This window comes from Haloarcula sp. CBA1127 (assembly GCF_001485575.1).
GTDB lineage: Archaea > Halobacteriota > Halobacteria > Halobacteriales > Haloarculaceae > Haloarcula.
This window is the reverse complement of sequence record NZ_BCNB01000002.1, coordinates 209,943-224,844: the sequence shown is the minus strand read 5'-3', so window position 1 is coordinate 224,844 and position 14,902 is coordinate 209,943. Positions and strand designations below refer to the sequence as shown.

Sequence of the window (14,902 nt, the reverse complement as noted above, 5' to 3'; positions counted from 1 at the left end):
TCACACCAGTGCGTCGAGTTCGTCTCGAAGCGTCTCTTCCCCGGCAAGCCCACTGTGGCCGAACTGGACGGTCCCGCTTTCGTCAGTAATCGCGATGTACGGGAGTCCGTCCGCCCCAAGTGCCGCCAGCAACTCGCTGCCGGGGTCAAGGCCGACAGTCCAGGCACCGCCGTTCCGGTTCCACCACTCGCTGATGTCAGCCCTCGTTAATGTCTCGCTGGGCCGCTCGTTCGTCACTGAGACGAACGACACGTCAGCGTACTCGGGCTGCATCGCGTTTAGTATCCGGAGCTGGTCGTCACAGGGTGCACACCACGTAGCGAAGAGGTCGACTACCGTGACGGTTCCCGGCGTCGGCACGGCTGTTTCGCCTGCCGACGAGCCGCGTGCATCGAGCGTCTCAACGCGAACCGGAAGCTGGTCTGTGTCCCGCGGTTGGATACCCGATAACCCATTCTGGGCAACCCAGAGACTTCCGCCGGTGAGGCCGAGCCCGGTCATCGCCGCAACGACCTGCCGGCGGTTCACGCGGTTCTCACCGTTTCCAGGTCAGCAATGATTGTGCCTTCGTCCGGTGACTTCGAGCGGTAGGCACGCTCGACGTACCCATCAGCGTTGACCAGAAGCGTCAGTGCTGTGTGCGTGAACATATACATATCCATATCCTCGGGTTCAGTTCGCTGGAACATAACCCCGAACTGGTCCTGTATGACAGCCTTCGCCCGCTGCTTCGACGCCGGTCGAAGGAACTGCCAGCTTTCGCTGTCGGCATCGACGTTCATCTTGTCAGCGTACACTCCGAGCCGTTCTGCGGTATCACGGGCGGGGTCGAACGTCATCGGGAGGAACCGGACGCCAGCGGCGTAGCCGTTGTTCTGTGCGTGGCTCTGAATGTTTCGCTGCGTCGAGATGAGAACTGGACACACCGTCTGGCAGTGACTATAGAAGAACGTGAGGAGCGTCGGCGTTTCAATATCGCGCAGTCGAACCTCGCGGGATGCGGTCGGTGTGGCGACACGCACGTCGGGAATCTGTTCCCCCCATGCGGGATACGGAAGGTCGCTGCTCTCGAACTCCCGGTCGGGCTCTTCGAGGACGACGTTAGGATTCGAATCGCCGAAGCGACCACCGCCAAGACAGCCGGCGACTCCAACAATTGTTCCAACCGCACCCGTCGATTTGAGAAGCGTCCGTCGGCGCATACGCAGTACTTGTGCCCTCAAATATTTGGAGAATCTGGTGTGATTCTCGTAAACCGTCGTTCGACTGCTTTCGCGTGGTTTCTGACTGTGGGAATGAGCAAAACCACAGCACAGTGAAAGAGACAGTTTCCGGACCCGGTCAGACGCCGGTGAACTGAGGCGAGGCGCACATTGGCATTCTCATCACGTGTTACCGGGGCACTGTGTACCGCGTACTCTCCGGTGAGTTCCGCTCAAATCACGTCGCAGAGGAAGTCCGCCGTATCGTCGCTGACTGTATCGATGTTACTCGTGTCACACTCGATGACGGCGCGCTCGTTCCGGGCGGCGGTGCGGTGCCGACCGGCCTGGCAATGGATCTCTCCACGCTGTCCCGCAGGATATCGGACCGGACCCAGCTTGTCTTCGACGGGTTTAGCGCCGCGCTGGAAGCGATTCCGCGCACACTGGCCACGAACGCGGGCACGGACCCACTGGGTACGCTAACAGCGATAAAACAGCGACACTACAACGGATCGGGAACGGTCGGTGTCGGCCCCGATGGCCATCCCCGCGACATGATTGACGCGGGTATTCTGGAACCGTCCACGGTGTTCAGGAGTGCACTACAACGAGCAGTCGCCGTTGTGACGCAGATCCTTCGGGTCGACGACGTTGTGCGAACCAGCGCAGACGAGCGCACAGCGGACGGTGAACACGACCACGCCCACGCGGCGACGGGTGGCTATCCGTGGGCGGTGGGGCACTGAGGGCATGACAGGAGCGCGGACACCGACAGCTATCCAGCCGACCAGCTGCTGGATCAGGCTGTGTTACTCGTCTTCGTCCGCTGAAGGGCGTTCACGCTGGGCGACGAACACAGGCCCAAGAAATCGGTTTGCGACTTGATTGGCTGGCATCCCGAACACGAACGTCGCCAGCGACGGGTCGGTTTCACCCATCACGACCGTGTCAAACGAATTAGCTACGTCCACAATTGCGTCAAGGGGGTTCCGGTCGCGGTCGATCCGCGTCTCGATAGTCGAGGGGTCCATGCCGAATTCCGCCAGCCGGTCCGCCAGCCCGCCGAGCAGTGTCTGAATGTCGTCGTCCGTCGTGTCCTCATCGGCAACGTGATACAACGTCACGTCGGCGTCCATCTCTCCGAACACACTCGCGACGACACGGGCAAGGCGGTCAACCCCGATGGCCCCGCGGACTGGGACCAGCACGTCTTCGACCGGCCCCGTCGCGTTCGGAACGAGGACAGCCATGCAGTCGTGCTCAGCAATCATGCGGTCGATGGTCTTCTGGCCGTCGTGGGTGAACACGAGTCGCCGCTCGACGGTGGCTCCGGCTTCCTCAAACATCTCCTCGTAGTCATCAAGCCGTTCCGTGGCCCGGTCCTCGAACTGCATCCGCGCCTGTCCGGGAGCAGTCTGTTCCGGGATGACGTGATACCCCAGCAGGACCACGTGGGCGTGTGCGAGAAGTTCGGGGACACCCTCGGGGACCGATTCCCCTTCGAGCACGCGGAGCGGGACGAGTATCGATGGTCGGTCCGTCATAATCAGATGTCTCCTTTGAGTGTCACGTCCCCAGCGTAATAACGATACCAGAGATACGAGGCGAGCATGACCACGATGCCGATACCGATTGACGCGGGCTGCATGAAGACGATCAGTCCGAAACTCGCGAGTGCGCCCACGGCCGGGACCACCGGATAGCCCGGCACCTGATAGCTCGGCGAGTACCACTCCGGGTTCCGACGGCGCAACACGATCAGGGCGATACACATCAGCCCGTACATAATCAGGTGGAGGAACGAGGCGACTTCGGCGAGGAGTTCGACCCGGCCAGTCGCGATGAGGACGAGAATCGGGCCGCCAGCAGAGAGCAGTGCGACGTGTGGTGTGCCGTACCGGAGGTTGACCTCGCTTGCCTTTCTGGGGAGCAAGGCATCGCGGCTCAGAGCGTACACCGCCCGCGAGGCACTGAGAATCGACGCGTTCGCGCTCGAAAACGTCGCCAACAGACCGGCACCCAGAATCGCGACCGCCCCGGGCAACCCGAGGAACTCACGGGCGACTTCGACCATCGCAGTCTCTCCGAACTCCCCCAGGCGATCAGCACCGAACGCGCTGGTCGCGACGAAAATCGTGACAACGTAAAAGACAGTGACGATCAGGACCGAGCCGACCATCGCCAGCGGGAGGTTCCGACCCGGCTGTTTGATTTCACCCGCGACAGTTGCGACCTGAGCGAACCCCAGATACGACGTGAACACGAGGGCAGCGGTCGTCAACACTGGGATGTATCCTTTCGAGAAGAACTGCTCGGGCACGGTGCCGCCACCAAATACGCCCACAGCGTCGAGGACACCGTAGGAAAGGAAGCCCGTCAGCACTACGAGAAGGATACCGACCACCACGTTCTGAATCTTCGCGGTGTTTTCCGTGCCGCCGATACTCAATGCAGTCAGTGCGACCCCGAACAACAGCCCGATGCCGATGACCGGGCTGAACGGGAGCGCGACGTTGAGCTCGGCGAACACGGCGCTCGCGTAGTGACCGAGCCCGACCAAATAGAACGCCGAGGCGAACATCAGGCCCAGCCACAGCCCGAGGCCGACGATTGCGCCGTAGGCCGTCCCCATCCCCCGCGAGATGAAGTAGTATCCGCCACCGCTCCGGGGCATCGCCGTGGCGAGTTCGGAGGTCGGCAGCGCCACAAGCAACGCTATCAGGCCACCAATCGTAAAGGAGAGCGTGGCTGCGAGCCCAGCGTTGGCGGCCGCCAGCCCTGGAAACACGAAGATTCCGGCTCCGATCATCGTTCCGATTCCGATTGCCAGCCCGCCGACCAGCCCGATAGTCCGTTCGAGTTCGACGTCGTCGTCGTGAACGACTGCATCGTCGGTGACGGATTCCGGCTCCTCGGCAGGTGCCTCACCGGCGACGTTCTCTCCCCCCGGTTCGACATCGACAGGCTGATCAGTCATATGACAGTGATAGTTTCACCTGTCGAATAAAACCGCCGACGAAATGTGTGACTGATACCGCAGGCAACAGTAACCGGGCGGTTGACCCAGACCGGACCGCAGACGCCAGTGACAAATGAACAGGCCATTATGCCTGCATTCGAAGTGGTATGTAGAGTATCACTTTCAGGGTCTCGCTGCTTCTCGTCCTCGGCTTACTCGTCGCCGCGTTCGCCGGTCCATGCTTCGGCATCAGGTGTCAGCCCCATAATAGCTACTCCCGAGAGGGAGCGCTTCAATCACCAGTGGGCTGGCCAACCGACTCATCATCGGGGTCATGGGGGGGTATGCACTCGCCGAAAAGGGACTCGAATCGGGCGACCCAATCAAGCCCAAGGAACCGCTCAGTTCCACCGAGGAAGCCGAGACTCCCGACGGCGACTACCCTCACAGGCGTTCATATCGGTAGAGCAGTACAGCCCCGCAAACCACTCTGCCTTATCCTGATACCGGACCCCATGTCGCGTTCCCGATATCAGACGCTATCGGCAGTTTCCGATCCGTCGCTATCCCGCCGTGCAAGTACGATGCCGGCGATGAAACAGGCAGCTCCCAGCCCGTACAGGCCATAGCTCAGTGGTGCCGAAACGAGGAACCCTGCGACGATCAGTACTCCGAACGCGGCGTGCAGAATCGCAGTCTGATTCACAGCCAGTGTAGCGCGTTCAGAAGCAAAAATGACGCGGTACGGGGCTCGCTAACCGGGTCTACCTGACAGGAATCTGTATGGATCTATAGGATCAGAACGGCCCCCGCTCACATCTGACGTATCTCTCCGACACCCGTTCGAATTCCGTGGACGGTTCGCCGGTCACTAGTTGTCGCCGATTTGGCCGATTCAGGTCGGATGGAGTCGCACGATAGGTGCGTCCGACGAGTCGATTGCAGCGAGGACGGATCCGGTTTCGGGTTCGACCACCACGTCGCGGATGCGCCACCCGCGGTCGTCGAGGAGGGGCGTCGCTTCTTCGACCGTTCGCCCGTCGACGGTGAACCGGGCGAGGTATTGCGATGCCAGCCCGCCGACGAGCAAGTCGCCGGTCCACTCCGGGAAGGCGTCACCGGTGTAGAAAGTCGTCCCGCTGGGCGGGAACCCACCTGATCCGCAGTCCCACGAATAGACCGGTGCCACGACATCGTCCCGGTCCGCGTGGCTGACGCCGATAGGGTCGCCGCTGCCGTAGGTACAGCCCTCGTCGGCGACCGGCCAGCCGTAGTTGGCGCCCCGTTTGACGATGTTGATTTCGTCGCCGTCTTGCTCGCCGAACTCGGCCTGCCAAATGGCTCCCGTGTCGGGGTGGACGGTCATCCCCTGGGCGTTGCGGTGACCGTAGCTGAATATCGAATCGACCGCGTCCGGGTCGTCGGTGAACGGATTCGTCTCGGGAATCTCACCCGAGGGCGTCAGCCGAAGTGTGGTCCCGAGTTCGTTCGTCCGGTCCTGCGCGACGTGGTCGGGCCCGAAGTCCTTGAACTGTCTGTCGCCAACAGTCATGTACACCAACTCGTCCGGGCCGAACACGACGCGAGACCCGAAGTGTCCGTCTGAGTCGACAAACGGCTCTGCGACGTGCAGTTGTTCAAACGCCTCGAACTGCGCGTCAGCCACGTTCAGGCGACCACGGCCCAGATGTGTGGCCGACTCACCGCTGTCGTTGGCCTTCGAATATGTCAGATACACCCACGCCGGGTCCGGAAAGTCGGGATGGAGCGCCGTATCGAGCATCCCGCCCTGGCCGCTCGCGTACACCGACGGTGCGCCAGTGACAGGCGTGATTGTTCCGTCTCCAGAATCGACCAGCACCACGCGGCCGACGCGCTCTGTGACCAACAATTGCGAGCTATCAGGCAGCGAGGTGATGCTCCATGGGGATTCGAGCCCATCGACGACGGTTTCGACAGTCACAGCGGTCGCTGCATCGTCGGTCTGCCCGGAATCCGTGGCTGTATCGCCGTCCCCTTGCTGGTCGTCACTGGGAGCACTACAGCCCGCGAGTGTCCCTGCGACCGAGAGCCCGCTCGCAGCAAGGAAGGTCCGTCTGTCCATTGTGGCTAGGGATACGGTCTCAGGGCTGTTAACTGCGGTCCCAACTGCAGACAGTCCGTTGAATTCATGCGCTCTACGACCGAGCGTGTTTGACGGCATCCTCAGCGGTGTCGCCGACGTACTCGTAGAACTGTCCGCGCAAACTGTCGCTGTGCTGTGACATCTGTGTAATGACTGCAACATGGTCGCTTTCGACGGCAAAAACGATGTCAAGCTGTAGTCCGTAAAACTCACCGCGCAGTGTAAATTCGTTGTCCGGGTACAGGTCGTCGTGGTTCGGTGACGCGCGTCGGCACACGTAGCCGGTGTGTTCCCGCAGCACGGTCTTGAGTTGCTCCGGCGTGAGATATCGGTCAGCTTTCTCTGCAGCGGTATGGCTTACTTCAATCCGGTCGACGGTCATCAGATATCTATCCAGTAGGCAGCGACGGCTTATTTTGGCTCCCATCCGAAAGTTCCAGTCATTGGAGAGATATTCGTACGCCGACCGCCCGTTGGGCCTGTCGCGGCGAAGTGTCTTTTACCCGCCCGCAGCTACGCATCACTGATGGACCGTCACAATCAGCCAGCAGGTGATAGAGAGCGTCTGCCAGCGGAGACGCTCTCGCCGCTGGCGACGCGGGTCGACGAGCTCTTGGCCCTGTATCGATACGAACTCACCCCCGCTATCGATGCGATCAATGCTGCCGTCGCTGGCTACGGTGGCCTGTTCGACCCGGAGACCACTGCTGATGAAATACGGACCGCAATCGACGAGCTTATCGAATCTGGCCCGCCCCCGGCACAGCAGAGCGCGGCTACTTCCGCCGCGTCACAGGTAGTTCTCTATGTGGACGGCAGCGCGCACAGTAACGGACCGGCTGGAGCCGGTGCTGTGATTCAGGCTGATGAGACACCGATCGCCCGACTCGGGCGTCCGGTCGGCTCCCGGACGAACAACAACGTCGCCGAATACGCTGCCCTCCAGCTCGGGCTGCAAGCACTGGTGGCACGATGTGATCCGGAATCGGTCGAGATACGCATCGATTCGATGACCGTCATCAACCACATCTGGGGTAACAAGGAGAGCACCGTGAAAGCGACGCCGTACAGCACAGCGATCACTGACCACCTGTCGGCGCTGCCTGCCCACGAATGGACGCATCTGGCTGACAGTGATCCGAACCCGGCTGATGCACAGGCGACGGTCGGGGCCGACATCGCAGCCCTCGGTCCTGGGTGAGACAGGGGCCAGCGAGCCTGTCGTTCGCGTTGCTCAAGAAGTCAGTCACCAGTGACAGATTACTGTGTCGATGGCCGCTGTTCTGCTGTTTTTATTCCTTGAGCACGTGTTTTATGATAATGTATACCGATGGGCAGTTCGACTATGATGTGGCCGTGGTCGGCGGTGGGCCGGCCGGACTGACGAGCGCACTATACACCTCCCGACTGGGGATGGACACGGTTGTTATCAACCGTGGTGGGGGCCGCGCTGCGATGATGACCGACACCCACAACGTCATCGGCGTCACCGAGGACGTTTCGGGGAACGAGTTCCTGGAGACGGCACGCGAACAGGTGCAGGATTACGGCGGGACCTACGAGCGGGGCTTCGTGGAGTCGGTCGAGCCACTCGCCGACAGCGACGAGGACGGATTCACCGTAACGACGAGCGACGGCGAACTGGTGGTCAAGCGAGTTGTCCTGGCGACCGGGTTCGCCGACGAACGTCCGGACCCGCCGCTGCCGCGGACCGGGAAAGGGCTCCACTGGTGTCTCCACTGTGACGCGTTCATGTTCGTCGGCGAGCCGGTGTTCGTGATGGGGACCGGCGAAGCCGCGGCCCACGTCGCGATGATTATGCTGAACTACACCGACGACGTTGACATCCTGACTCGCGGCGAAACGCCGGAATGGAGCGACGAGACGCAGACGATGCTCGACAATCACCCAGTCGAAATCATCGAGACGGAGCTCTCTGGGAAGCAGACCGACGACGACGGCTGGCTATCAGCGTACGAATTCGAGGACGGAAGCGTTCGGGAGTACAAGGGTGGCTTCCCGATGCTGGGGTCGGACTACCACGCGGAACTGGCCGATGAACTGGGGCTCGATAGAAACGACGACGGGACTGTGGCCGTCGACGACCACGGCGAGACCAGTGTCTCCGGCGTCTACGCCGTCGGCGACCTGACGCCGGGCCACAACCAGATCCCGATCGCCATGGGCGAAGGCGCAGACGCGGGCATCGCGATCCACAAAGACCTCAGGAAGTACCCTCGTTCAGTCGACGACATTGAGTCCGAGGGTGCGGTTGAAGACGTGGACGTTCCCGCAGTCTCAGAAGAACTGTTCGCGACAGCGCTGACGCACGAGGGACACGCCGCCGGGCCACGCTCAGAGGCGACGCCAGAGGCCCGCGCTGACGACGACTGACGCGCCGTAGAATAGTTCAATCGGTGATGCGACGAGGGAATCGAGTATCGGCTCCGGGAAGCGACTTATTCGTCCTCGGTGTCGTGCTGTCGATAGGATTCGAGCAAGTCGTCAAGCAGTAAGCAGCGAGGGTCTGTCACGGGGTACGCAGTGTCGATGTACTCTTCTGCCGTCTCGATGTCCCCGCGAATCGCGAACTGCCGGACGCGCGCCGCGTTCTCGTAGAAGTTCTCGTTGATCTCCGGCGACATCTCGGCCCCGCTGGAAGCCGGCTGGTGCTGGAAGACCTCTTTCTGGAGTTCGTCAAAATCAACCATCTCGGGTTCGTAGTCCTCGATTTCCGAAAGGACGTACTCAACGGCGAACCGCTGAAACTCGGACTTGTTCGAGAAGACACCCTCCGCTACCATCTCCTCGACGCAGTCCATCACCGCTTCGGGAAACCGGACCGTTGATTTGACCACGTATTACTCATCAGACTGTCGACCCACATAAAATATACTCCCGCAGGGTCTGGCACACTGTGTCTTGGCTCTACTGAAATCCCATTTTTCAGATAGAAAATAGGATGGAATAGCCGGTCGGTAAAAGGTGCGTATTTTGCAGTTCAGGAACTGGTCGTGGGATCGACTGTCCCAGGGGCAGTCTCGCAACGTTCCCAGAACGTGTAGTCACCCCACACTTCGGCATCGGTAGTTGGATCACGAATGGCGAAACTGAGTTCTACACATCCCACAACCTGTTCGGACGACTCGCTCTGATAGGCGGATTTGAGGCTTTTAGCGATAATTTTTGCCCGCTGGGACCCGGAGACTGTGAGGTAATAATCGTACTGGAGCGGCTCCATAATTTCACTCGGCTGGAGGACAACTTCACCATCCCCTGCAGTCGGTCCTTGAGTTCCGATCTGTCCGGTATATAGCCCAACAGCCGTTCCTGTGTCATCCACCGCAGTCAGTTCAACCGGTAACTCCGTCTCGGAGAGATTGATGATCCGTACCATCCGAAGAATAACCGAAGGCGACTCATTTTGCTGGCTACATCCCGAAACAACCGGAGTCGTCAATATTGGAAGGAATTGGAGGTACTTTCTTCGACGAAGGACCATGGGCGACTCTTCTAGGTGTCAGATGATCCAATTAAAAGACTTGTTGATAGAATTGTCCCCTGTACTGGACGGCCGGAATACAAAACTAACACTTACCGCTGATTGCAACAGAGCCTGTGTCTTGAATTTCTGGCATAGTCCAAGAAGTGACGGGCTGTGTCAAAATGGTTGGAGGTTTGTAACGGCAACAAGCGGTGAATCTGGCGCTTACTGATAGAAGAGTTCTCCGCCGGCAACCGCTGAATAACCGACTGGCTCTGTTCCGAGTGGTCGATGTGATTCACAGATGGGTCGAGATGGAACACCAGTGCCGTTGTGAGAGAGAACGGTTACAGAACATACTTTTGCCGTGAAGACCTCCTAAAGCCTGACAATGGGTCGGCCAAACGTGTTACTCGTCGTTCTTGACTGCGTACGCGCGGCGAACACCTCGCTGTTAGGTCATCGGCGCAAGACCACACCCTTCCTCGAAGAATTCGGTCGTGAGGCGACGGTGTACACGCAGGCACGGACGACCGCGAGCTGGTCGCTGCCGGCCCATACAAGCCTGTTCACCGGTGTGCCGTCCGAGAGCCACGAACTCCAGATTACCGAGCGCCTGCAACCCGGCCAGACCATCTTTGATTTCCTTGATGAGGAAGGCTACGAGACCGGCGTATTCACCGAGAACCCGTATCTCACAGTTCACCCATCTGGGCTCAGTGACAGCTTCGAGACCGTCGTCACGGAACGGCCTGATTCGACGGACGTTGACGACCCGTCCGAGACCCGCAACGGTGTCGACGGGTTCTGGTACGCCGATAGGCTGACAGAGTGGATTGACGAGCAAACGGAGTCCTGGGCCGCGTGCCTCAATCTGATGGACGCGCATATGCCGTACGCGACTCGGGACGCCTACGACGAGTGGGGCGCGAACCTGTACTGGGGAATGCACGACGAACTCCCAATCAAGTGGGAGTGGAGCGTCTACGGGGAGCAACTCCCGGCTGGCGTCGGACAACTGCTCGAACCGCTGTACGACGGGGCGATTCGACAGACCGACGCCATTCTGGAGCAGGTCATCGGTGACCTGGAAGCACGCGGCGTTTTGGACGACACGCTCGTGGTCATCACGTCGGACCACGGTGATGGGTTCGGAGAGCCGCCACAGGCGGCCACAGAGCCACCGGCCGTCATGCACGGGATGGGGACACAGGAGGAACTGTTTCACGTCCCACTGGTCGTCCGAGGTCCGGGGCAGACCGAGGGACAGCGAATCGAGTCCCTGGCGACGCTGTCGCGGTTTCCCGACGCCGTGCTGGCTGCCTTCGACGGCGAAGCGGACGACTCCGGATGGTTCGTCGCACCGGACGGGCAGACGACTGCATATCAGGCACCACCGACCGGGCAGACGGCGGAGTACGCCGAGCAGTACACTGACGAACCGGACCGGTTCCGACAGCCGGCGTCGCTCGTGTACCGGGACGGACCCGGTGACACCGTCTACAAGCGCGCAGCGTGGGGCGAGGATGAGTACGAAGCGGTCGTGCGGGGCCGGCGGTCCGAGCCCAGCGACGGAACACCTATCGACCGCCCACCGTCGGACGTTGTCGCGGACTCCGCAGCGCAAAGTGAGACGCTCGAAATCACTCAACTCGCGTCCGGGGAGGACGAAATGGCAGAATACGATATCGATGGCTTCGACGACGTAGACCTCAAGTCGCGGTTGGAGCGACTCGGCTATCTCTAAGTCGGTGCCACGCAGGCCTGAACCGAGCATTGTCCGCCACAATCGTGGTACGGCTTCCGTGTTTGCGATGGCTGAACAGAATCGAAAGGGATGTTTGTGACAACTTGATTTGTACGAACGATGTATAGCGATATTCTCGTTCCAACGGATGGGAGTGCGTCAATGGAGCAGGTACTGGAACACACAATCGATATTGCCGACGGGCGGGATGTCACCGTCCACGCGCTGTATGTTGTCGACGACCGAGCGTTCCTGTCGATGGATGACGAGATGCAGGACGAGGTACTGGAGAACCTGCGAACGGAGGGCGAAGAGGCCACGTCGGCAGTCCGGGACACACTGGAACAGGAAGGAATCGAGGTTTCGACAGCTATCCAGCGGGGGAAGCCAGCAGACCGCATCGTATCGTACGTTACAGACGCCGACATCGACCTGATTACGATGGGAACGCAGGCAGACAAGTACGAAAAGAACATGCTCGGGAGTACAGCGCAGAAGGTCGTCACGAAGTCGTCCGTTCCGGTACTCACTGTTGACATTTCCGAGTCGGACTAGGAGCGTTTGTAGTCACACACTGGCCGCAAGCAGTTCTCCGTCGAAAGCGGTTGTTACGGGGTCGATGGACTGTTGTACGACTTGAGCAGGCCAGGACAATACCTCCAACTGCCGCTTAAAAGTTCCAACAGCCGCGATCGCTCTTAGACCGGACCCGCTGCCAATCGGCTGCACGAGCCACGGATACGCCTCGACGGTACTGACTGTAGCTCGGTCAGAACCGGACTCTGCGAGTTGATGCACTATCGGCGAAACTGGCCGAGCGCCACTGGGCGTGACTCCGGAACGGTTCGATACGCTCCTGTGTTGAGCACAGAGCTCAGTATCGGTAACAATCTAATACATATATAATTATCTATTGATATATTGATGTTGAATATTCTTATTCAGATGGTACTATTTATTGATGTTCTGGCGGGTAAGTCGTAACCCAGAAGTCCTGCGCATCCTTCGTCAAAACTGCTATGTCTACGACGTTGACCGTCGAAGGGATGAGTTGTGGTCACTGTGAGCAGACCGTCGAGGAGGCCATCGAGGCGCTCGCTGGTGTCCAAGGCGCAAAAGCCGACAAAGATGCCGGACAGGTGTCTGTCGACGGCGACGTCAGCACAGAGCAACTCATCAGCGTCGTGGAGGACGCGGGGTACGACGCAGAGACCTGAGACAGTCCCACCGCGAATACCGTTGTAGCTGTTGTCGACACAACTTCTTTAGCTACTGCTAGGTGGGGAATACCCATCTCAGGCAGTGTGAGGGAAGTCCCGCTCAGTCGAACAGCCCTTCTTCCCGAAAGCCGGCCATCAGATCGTCGACAAGGGCCGCAGCCGTCTCGTAGGGATAGTCCTGATACTCGGCGTATTCCGTGCCGAAATCCATCACCCCGACGCGGACATCCCCTGCTTCGAATGTCGTACTCGGGCCGTCCGGCAGCACTGGCACCAGTTCCATCGGTTCCTCGACGGGGTATTCGGCACTGGTGAAAACCGCCTCTAGTTCTGCTCTAAGCTGCTCAGCGGTGTCTTCTGTCATACTGGTGACTTGGTCGAGAGAGACAAAAGGCTTGTTCTGTGCCAACAGTCGTAGTCACGCATCACTCGGTATAGCCGAGGTCGCGGAGGTTTTTCAGGATCTCTTCGTCTTCGACGGCAGTATCGATGGCTTCGTCCACGATATCCTGTCGCTGTTGAACTACTTGCAGAAGCTGTCGCGCACTTCTGAGTTTGTATCGGACTTCGGGGTCGTCCACGTCTTCGAAAGCGCCCTCCAGCAGTTCGTCTATGGTTGCGAGTGTCGTTTCGGCCATAGAACCGCTATTGGGAGTGATTTACTAAGTTTTGCTGGATTTGCCTGCGAAGTGAGCCTCGAACAATAGTAGAGCAGGAGTCTCCAACACTGTTGCTCAGAATGTGTGTGAGTCTTCTGGACAACCGGAGGTTGAATTTTCTGCACGGTGGGATATCGCCTTAACATTTTTTATCGAGCTATCAGAACAGGCAGTCGATGCCCTCCACGTTGCGGCGGACATTCCTCGGAATGGTCGCCACCGGATCAGTCGCCGGTATCGCTGGCTGTTCGTCGTCGTGCCCTGACGACGGCGCACCAGACCCATCACATACAGTCGAACCGGATATCGACAGTTCCGGCTTCGAGACAGTGCCCGACGGCTCGTGGCCCTCGCCGCGGTTCGACGCGACGAACACGGGCTATGCGCCAGTCGGGATGGAAACCACGACACCATCGGTCAGATGGCGCGCAGATATTTCAACATCGTCTGGTGACGGTGAAACCACCGGTGCAAGCGCGGTGGTCGTCGCCGACGGAACTGTCGTGCTAACGACAGCGACCGGTGTCGTCGCCCTATCGCTCCGTGACGGCGAAGAACAGTGGCGGCGCGATCTCACACCGGCGACGGTTCCGTCAGTGGTCGACATTGGAGACGAACCAGCGCCACCGGTGATAGCTAACAGTCGCGTCTTTCTCACGACGACAGACGGTATCGCTGCATTCGAGGTTGCGGACGGAGCAGTTGCGTGGCGAAACACCGACACGGCCGGGGCAGGCGTTCCAGCGGTGACTGACGACGCCCTGTTCGTCCCCACGACTGACGGGGTAGCGAGATTTGCGACCGACGACGGACGCCGGCAGTGGACGGCGACCGCCGACGGGACGAGGCTGGCCGTAGCTGACGACACCGTCATTATTGCGGGCCAGGAGATAGTGGCGGTAGACGCCGCAACTGGCGAGGTCCAGTGGGAACACTCGGACCGACCTGAGGGCTATCCCGTCGTCTCTGATGGGACCGTCTATGTGAGCAACACGTACGGCGACCTGATAGGCCGGTCACTTACCGACGGGACCGAGCAGTGGCGTCTCGACGACAGACGATCACTCGAGTTCCCGGTCGTGACGCCCGATAGCGTGTATGCGATTGAGCGCCCGGGTGAGTCCGCCAGCGCGACGTTCGCCTTCGACCGCGTCGAAAACGGACCACCAGAGCCCCGGTGGTGCTCGGAAATCAATCTCGGTGGCGCGGTGACTGCCGCGGCTGATGACGCTGTGTTTACGTTCCAGTCTGATGATGGCCTCACCGCGTTCACCACGCGCCTCGGCGAGGCAGTATGGCAGTATCCGACCGAGTATCAGGCAGTCTCACTGGCGGTACTCGATGGCGGAATCGTGGGCGTGTCGCCGGACGGAACCGTCGTGGCCCTCGGAGGTGAGTGACCTACCATGTGGCGTCGCTCATATCGGCTCGCCGGTCCGCTGCTTGGGTTGAGTGCAGTCTGTCTGCTCATCACCGCAGTGCCGCTCGAACTTTGGCCGACAC

19 protein-coding genes are annotated in these 14,902 nt (G+C 60.0%); 8 read left to right on the top strand and 11 right to left on the bottom strand.

All coding sequences use genetic code 11. From position 1 onward, the window contains the following. On the bottom strand, window positions 1-528 hold the full coding sequence (locus AV059_RS02090) for a TlpA disulfide reductase family protein (protein WP_058991875.1): 528 nt from the start codon (window positions 526-528) through the stop codon (window positions 1-3). Then, the gene (locus AV059_RS02085; protein ID WP_058991873.1) at window positions 525-1,202 is read right to left on the bottom strand and encodes an SCO family protein; all 678 of its coding nucleotides are present in this window, start codon (window positions 1,200-1,202) and stop codon (window positions 525-527) included. The genes AV059_RS02090 and AV059_RS02085 overlap by 4 nt, the downstream gene beginning before the upstream one ends. 203 nt (window positions 1,203-1,405) lie before the next feature. On the opposite strand from AV059_RS02085, the gene AV059_RS02080 reads away from it, so the two are divergent. Continuing rightward, a complete protein-coding gene (locus AV059_RS02080; RefSeq protein ID WP_058991872.1) occupies window positions 1,406-1,951 on the top strand; it encodes a TCP-1/cpn60 chaperonin family protein in 546 nt (181 codons plus the stop codon). 63 nt (window positions 1,952-2,014) lie between these two features. Here AV059_RS02080 and AV059_RS02075 read toward each other — a convergent pair whose 3' ends face one another. Continuing rightward, a complete protein-coding gene (locus AV059_RS02075; protein ID WP_058991870.1) occupies window positions 2,015-2,749 on the bottom strand; it encodes a universal stress protein in 735 nt (244 codons plus the stop codon). Between the two features lie 2 nt (window positions 2,750-2,751). Continuing rightward, window positions 2,752-4,182 (bottom strand): APC family permease, encoded by a 1,431-nt coding sequence (locus AV059_RS02070; protein ID WP_058991868.1) that lies wholly within the window; start codon window positions 4,180-4,182, stop codon window positions 2,752-2,754. Between the two features lie 316 nt (window positions 4,183-4,498). On the opposite strand from AV059_RS02070, the gene AV059_RS22900 reads away from it, so the two are divergent. Continuing rightward, the gene (locus tag AV059_RS22900; protein WP_255356088.1) at window positions 4,499-4,630 is read left to right on the top strand and encodes a hypothetical protein; all 132 of its coding nucleotides are present in this window, start codon (window positions 4,499-4,501) and stop codon (window positions 4,628-4,630) included. A gap of 66 nt (window positions 4,631-4,696) precedes the next feature. On the opposite strand, the gene AV059_RS21815 is transcribed toward AV059_RS22900, so the two are convergent. From AV059_RS21815 to AV059_RS02060, 3 genes are all read right to left on the bottom strand, one after another. Then, window positions 4,697-4,900, bottom strand: a complete 204-nt coding sequence (locus AV059_RS21815) for a DUF202 domain-containing protein (protein WP_154020970.1) — start codon at window positions 4,898-4,900, stop codon at window positions 4,697-4,699. A 159-nt stretch (window positions 4,901-5,059) separates the two neighbouring features. Beyond that, window positions 5,060-6,268, bottom strand: a complete 1,209-nt coding sequence (locus tag AV059_RS02065) for a PQQ-dependent sugar dehydrogenase (RefSeq protein ID WP_058991865.1) — start codon at window positions 6,266-6,268, stop codon at window positions 5,060-5,062. Window positions 6,269-6,341: 73 nt separating this feature from the next. Next, window positions 6,342-6,671: a hypothetical protein gene (locus tag AV059_RS02060; RefSeq protein ID WP_058991863.1), complete on the bottom strand. Its 330-nt coding sequence runs from the start codon at window positions 6,669-6,671 to the stop codon at window positions 6,342-6,344. 144 nt (window positions 6,672-6,815) lie between these two features. On the opposite strand from AV059_RS02060, the gene AV059_RS02055 reads away from it, so the two are divergent. Together AV059_RS02055 and AV059_RS02050 are read left to right on the top strand one after the other, a co-directional pair. Next, window positions 6,816-7,490 (top strand): ribonuclease HI family protein, encoded by a 675-nt coding sequence (locus AV059_RS02055; protein WP_058991862.1) that lies wholly within the window; start codon window positions 6,816-6,818, stop codon window positions 7,488-7,490. Window positions 7,491-7,609: 119 nt separating this feature from the next. Continuing rightward, on the top strand, window positions 7,610-8,683 hold the full coding sequence (locus AV059_RS02050; protein ID WP_058991860.1) for an NAD(P)/FAD-dependent oxidoreductase: 1,074 nt from the start codon (window positions 7,610-7,612) through the stop codon (window positions 8,681-8,683). Between the two features lie 65 nt (window positions 8,684-8,748). On the opposite strand, the gene AV059_RS02045 is transcribed toward AV059_RS02050, so the two are convergent. Further along, window positions 8,749-9,147: a hypothetical protein gene (locus tag AV059_RS02045; RefSeq protein ID WP_058991858.1), complete on the bottom strand. Its 399-nt coding sequence runs from the start codon at window positions 9,145-9,147 to the stop codon at window positions 8,749-8,751. Between the two features lie 143 nt (window positions 9,148-9,290). Beyond that, entirely contained in the window at window positions 9,291-9,686 is a 396-nt protein-coding gene (locus tag AV059_RS02040; protein ID WP_058991856.1) for a hypothetical protein, read from the bottom strand. 478 nt (window positions 9,687-10,164) lie between these two features. Here AV059_RS02040 and AV059_RS02035 point away from each other — a divergent pair, with 478 nt between their 5' ends. From AV059_RS02035 to AV059_RS02025, 3 genes are all read left to right on the top strand, one after another. Continuing rightward, window positions 10,165-11,520, top strand: coding sequence for a sulfatase (locus tag AV059_RS02035; RefSeq protein ID WP_058991854.1), 1,356 nt, complete (start codon window positions 10,165-10,167; stop codon window positions 11,518-11,520). 120 nt (window positions 11,521-11,640) lie between these two features. Beyond that, complete coding sequence (locus tag AV059_RS02030) at window positions 11,641-12,075, top strand: universal stress protein (protein WP_058991853.1); 435 nt, start codon at window positions 11,641-11,643, stop codon at window positions 12,073-12,075. 464 nt (window positions 12,076-12,539) lie between these two features. Then, the gene (locus AV059_RS02025) at window positions 12,540-12,737 is read left to right on the top strand and encodes a heavy-metal-associated domain-containing protein (RefSeq protein WP_058991851.1); all 198 of its coding nucleotides are present in this window, start codon (window positions 12,540-12,542) and stop codon (window positions 12,735-12,737) included. Between the two features lie 103 nt (window positions 12,738-12,840). Here AV059_RS02025 and AV059_RS02020 read toward each other — a convergent pair whose 3' ends face one another. Next, window positions 12,841-13,104 carry an MTH865 family protein gene (locus AV059_RS02020; protein ID WP_058991848.1) on the bottom strand — a complete coding sequence of 88 codons (264 nt, stop codon included), beginning with the start codon at window positions 13,102-13,104 and terminating at the stop codon, window positions 12,841-12,843. Between the two features lie 61 nt (window positions 13,105-13,165). Continuing rightward, complete coding sequence (locus AV059_RS02015) at window positions 13,166-13,378, bottom strand: hypothetical protein (RefSeq protein WP_058991846.1); 213 nt, start codon at window positions 13,376-13,378, stop codon at window positions 13,166-13,168. Between the two features lie 230 nt (window positions 13,379-13,608). On the opposite strand from AV059_RS02015, the gene AV059_RS02010 reads away from it, so the two are divergent. Next, entirely contained in the window at window positions 13,609-14,799 is a 1,191-nt protein-coding gene (locus tag AV059_RS02010; RefSeq protein ID WP_058992129.1) for a PQQ-binding-like beta-propeller repeat protein, read from the top strand. Window positions 14,800-14,902: the final 103 nt, after the last annotated feature.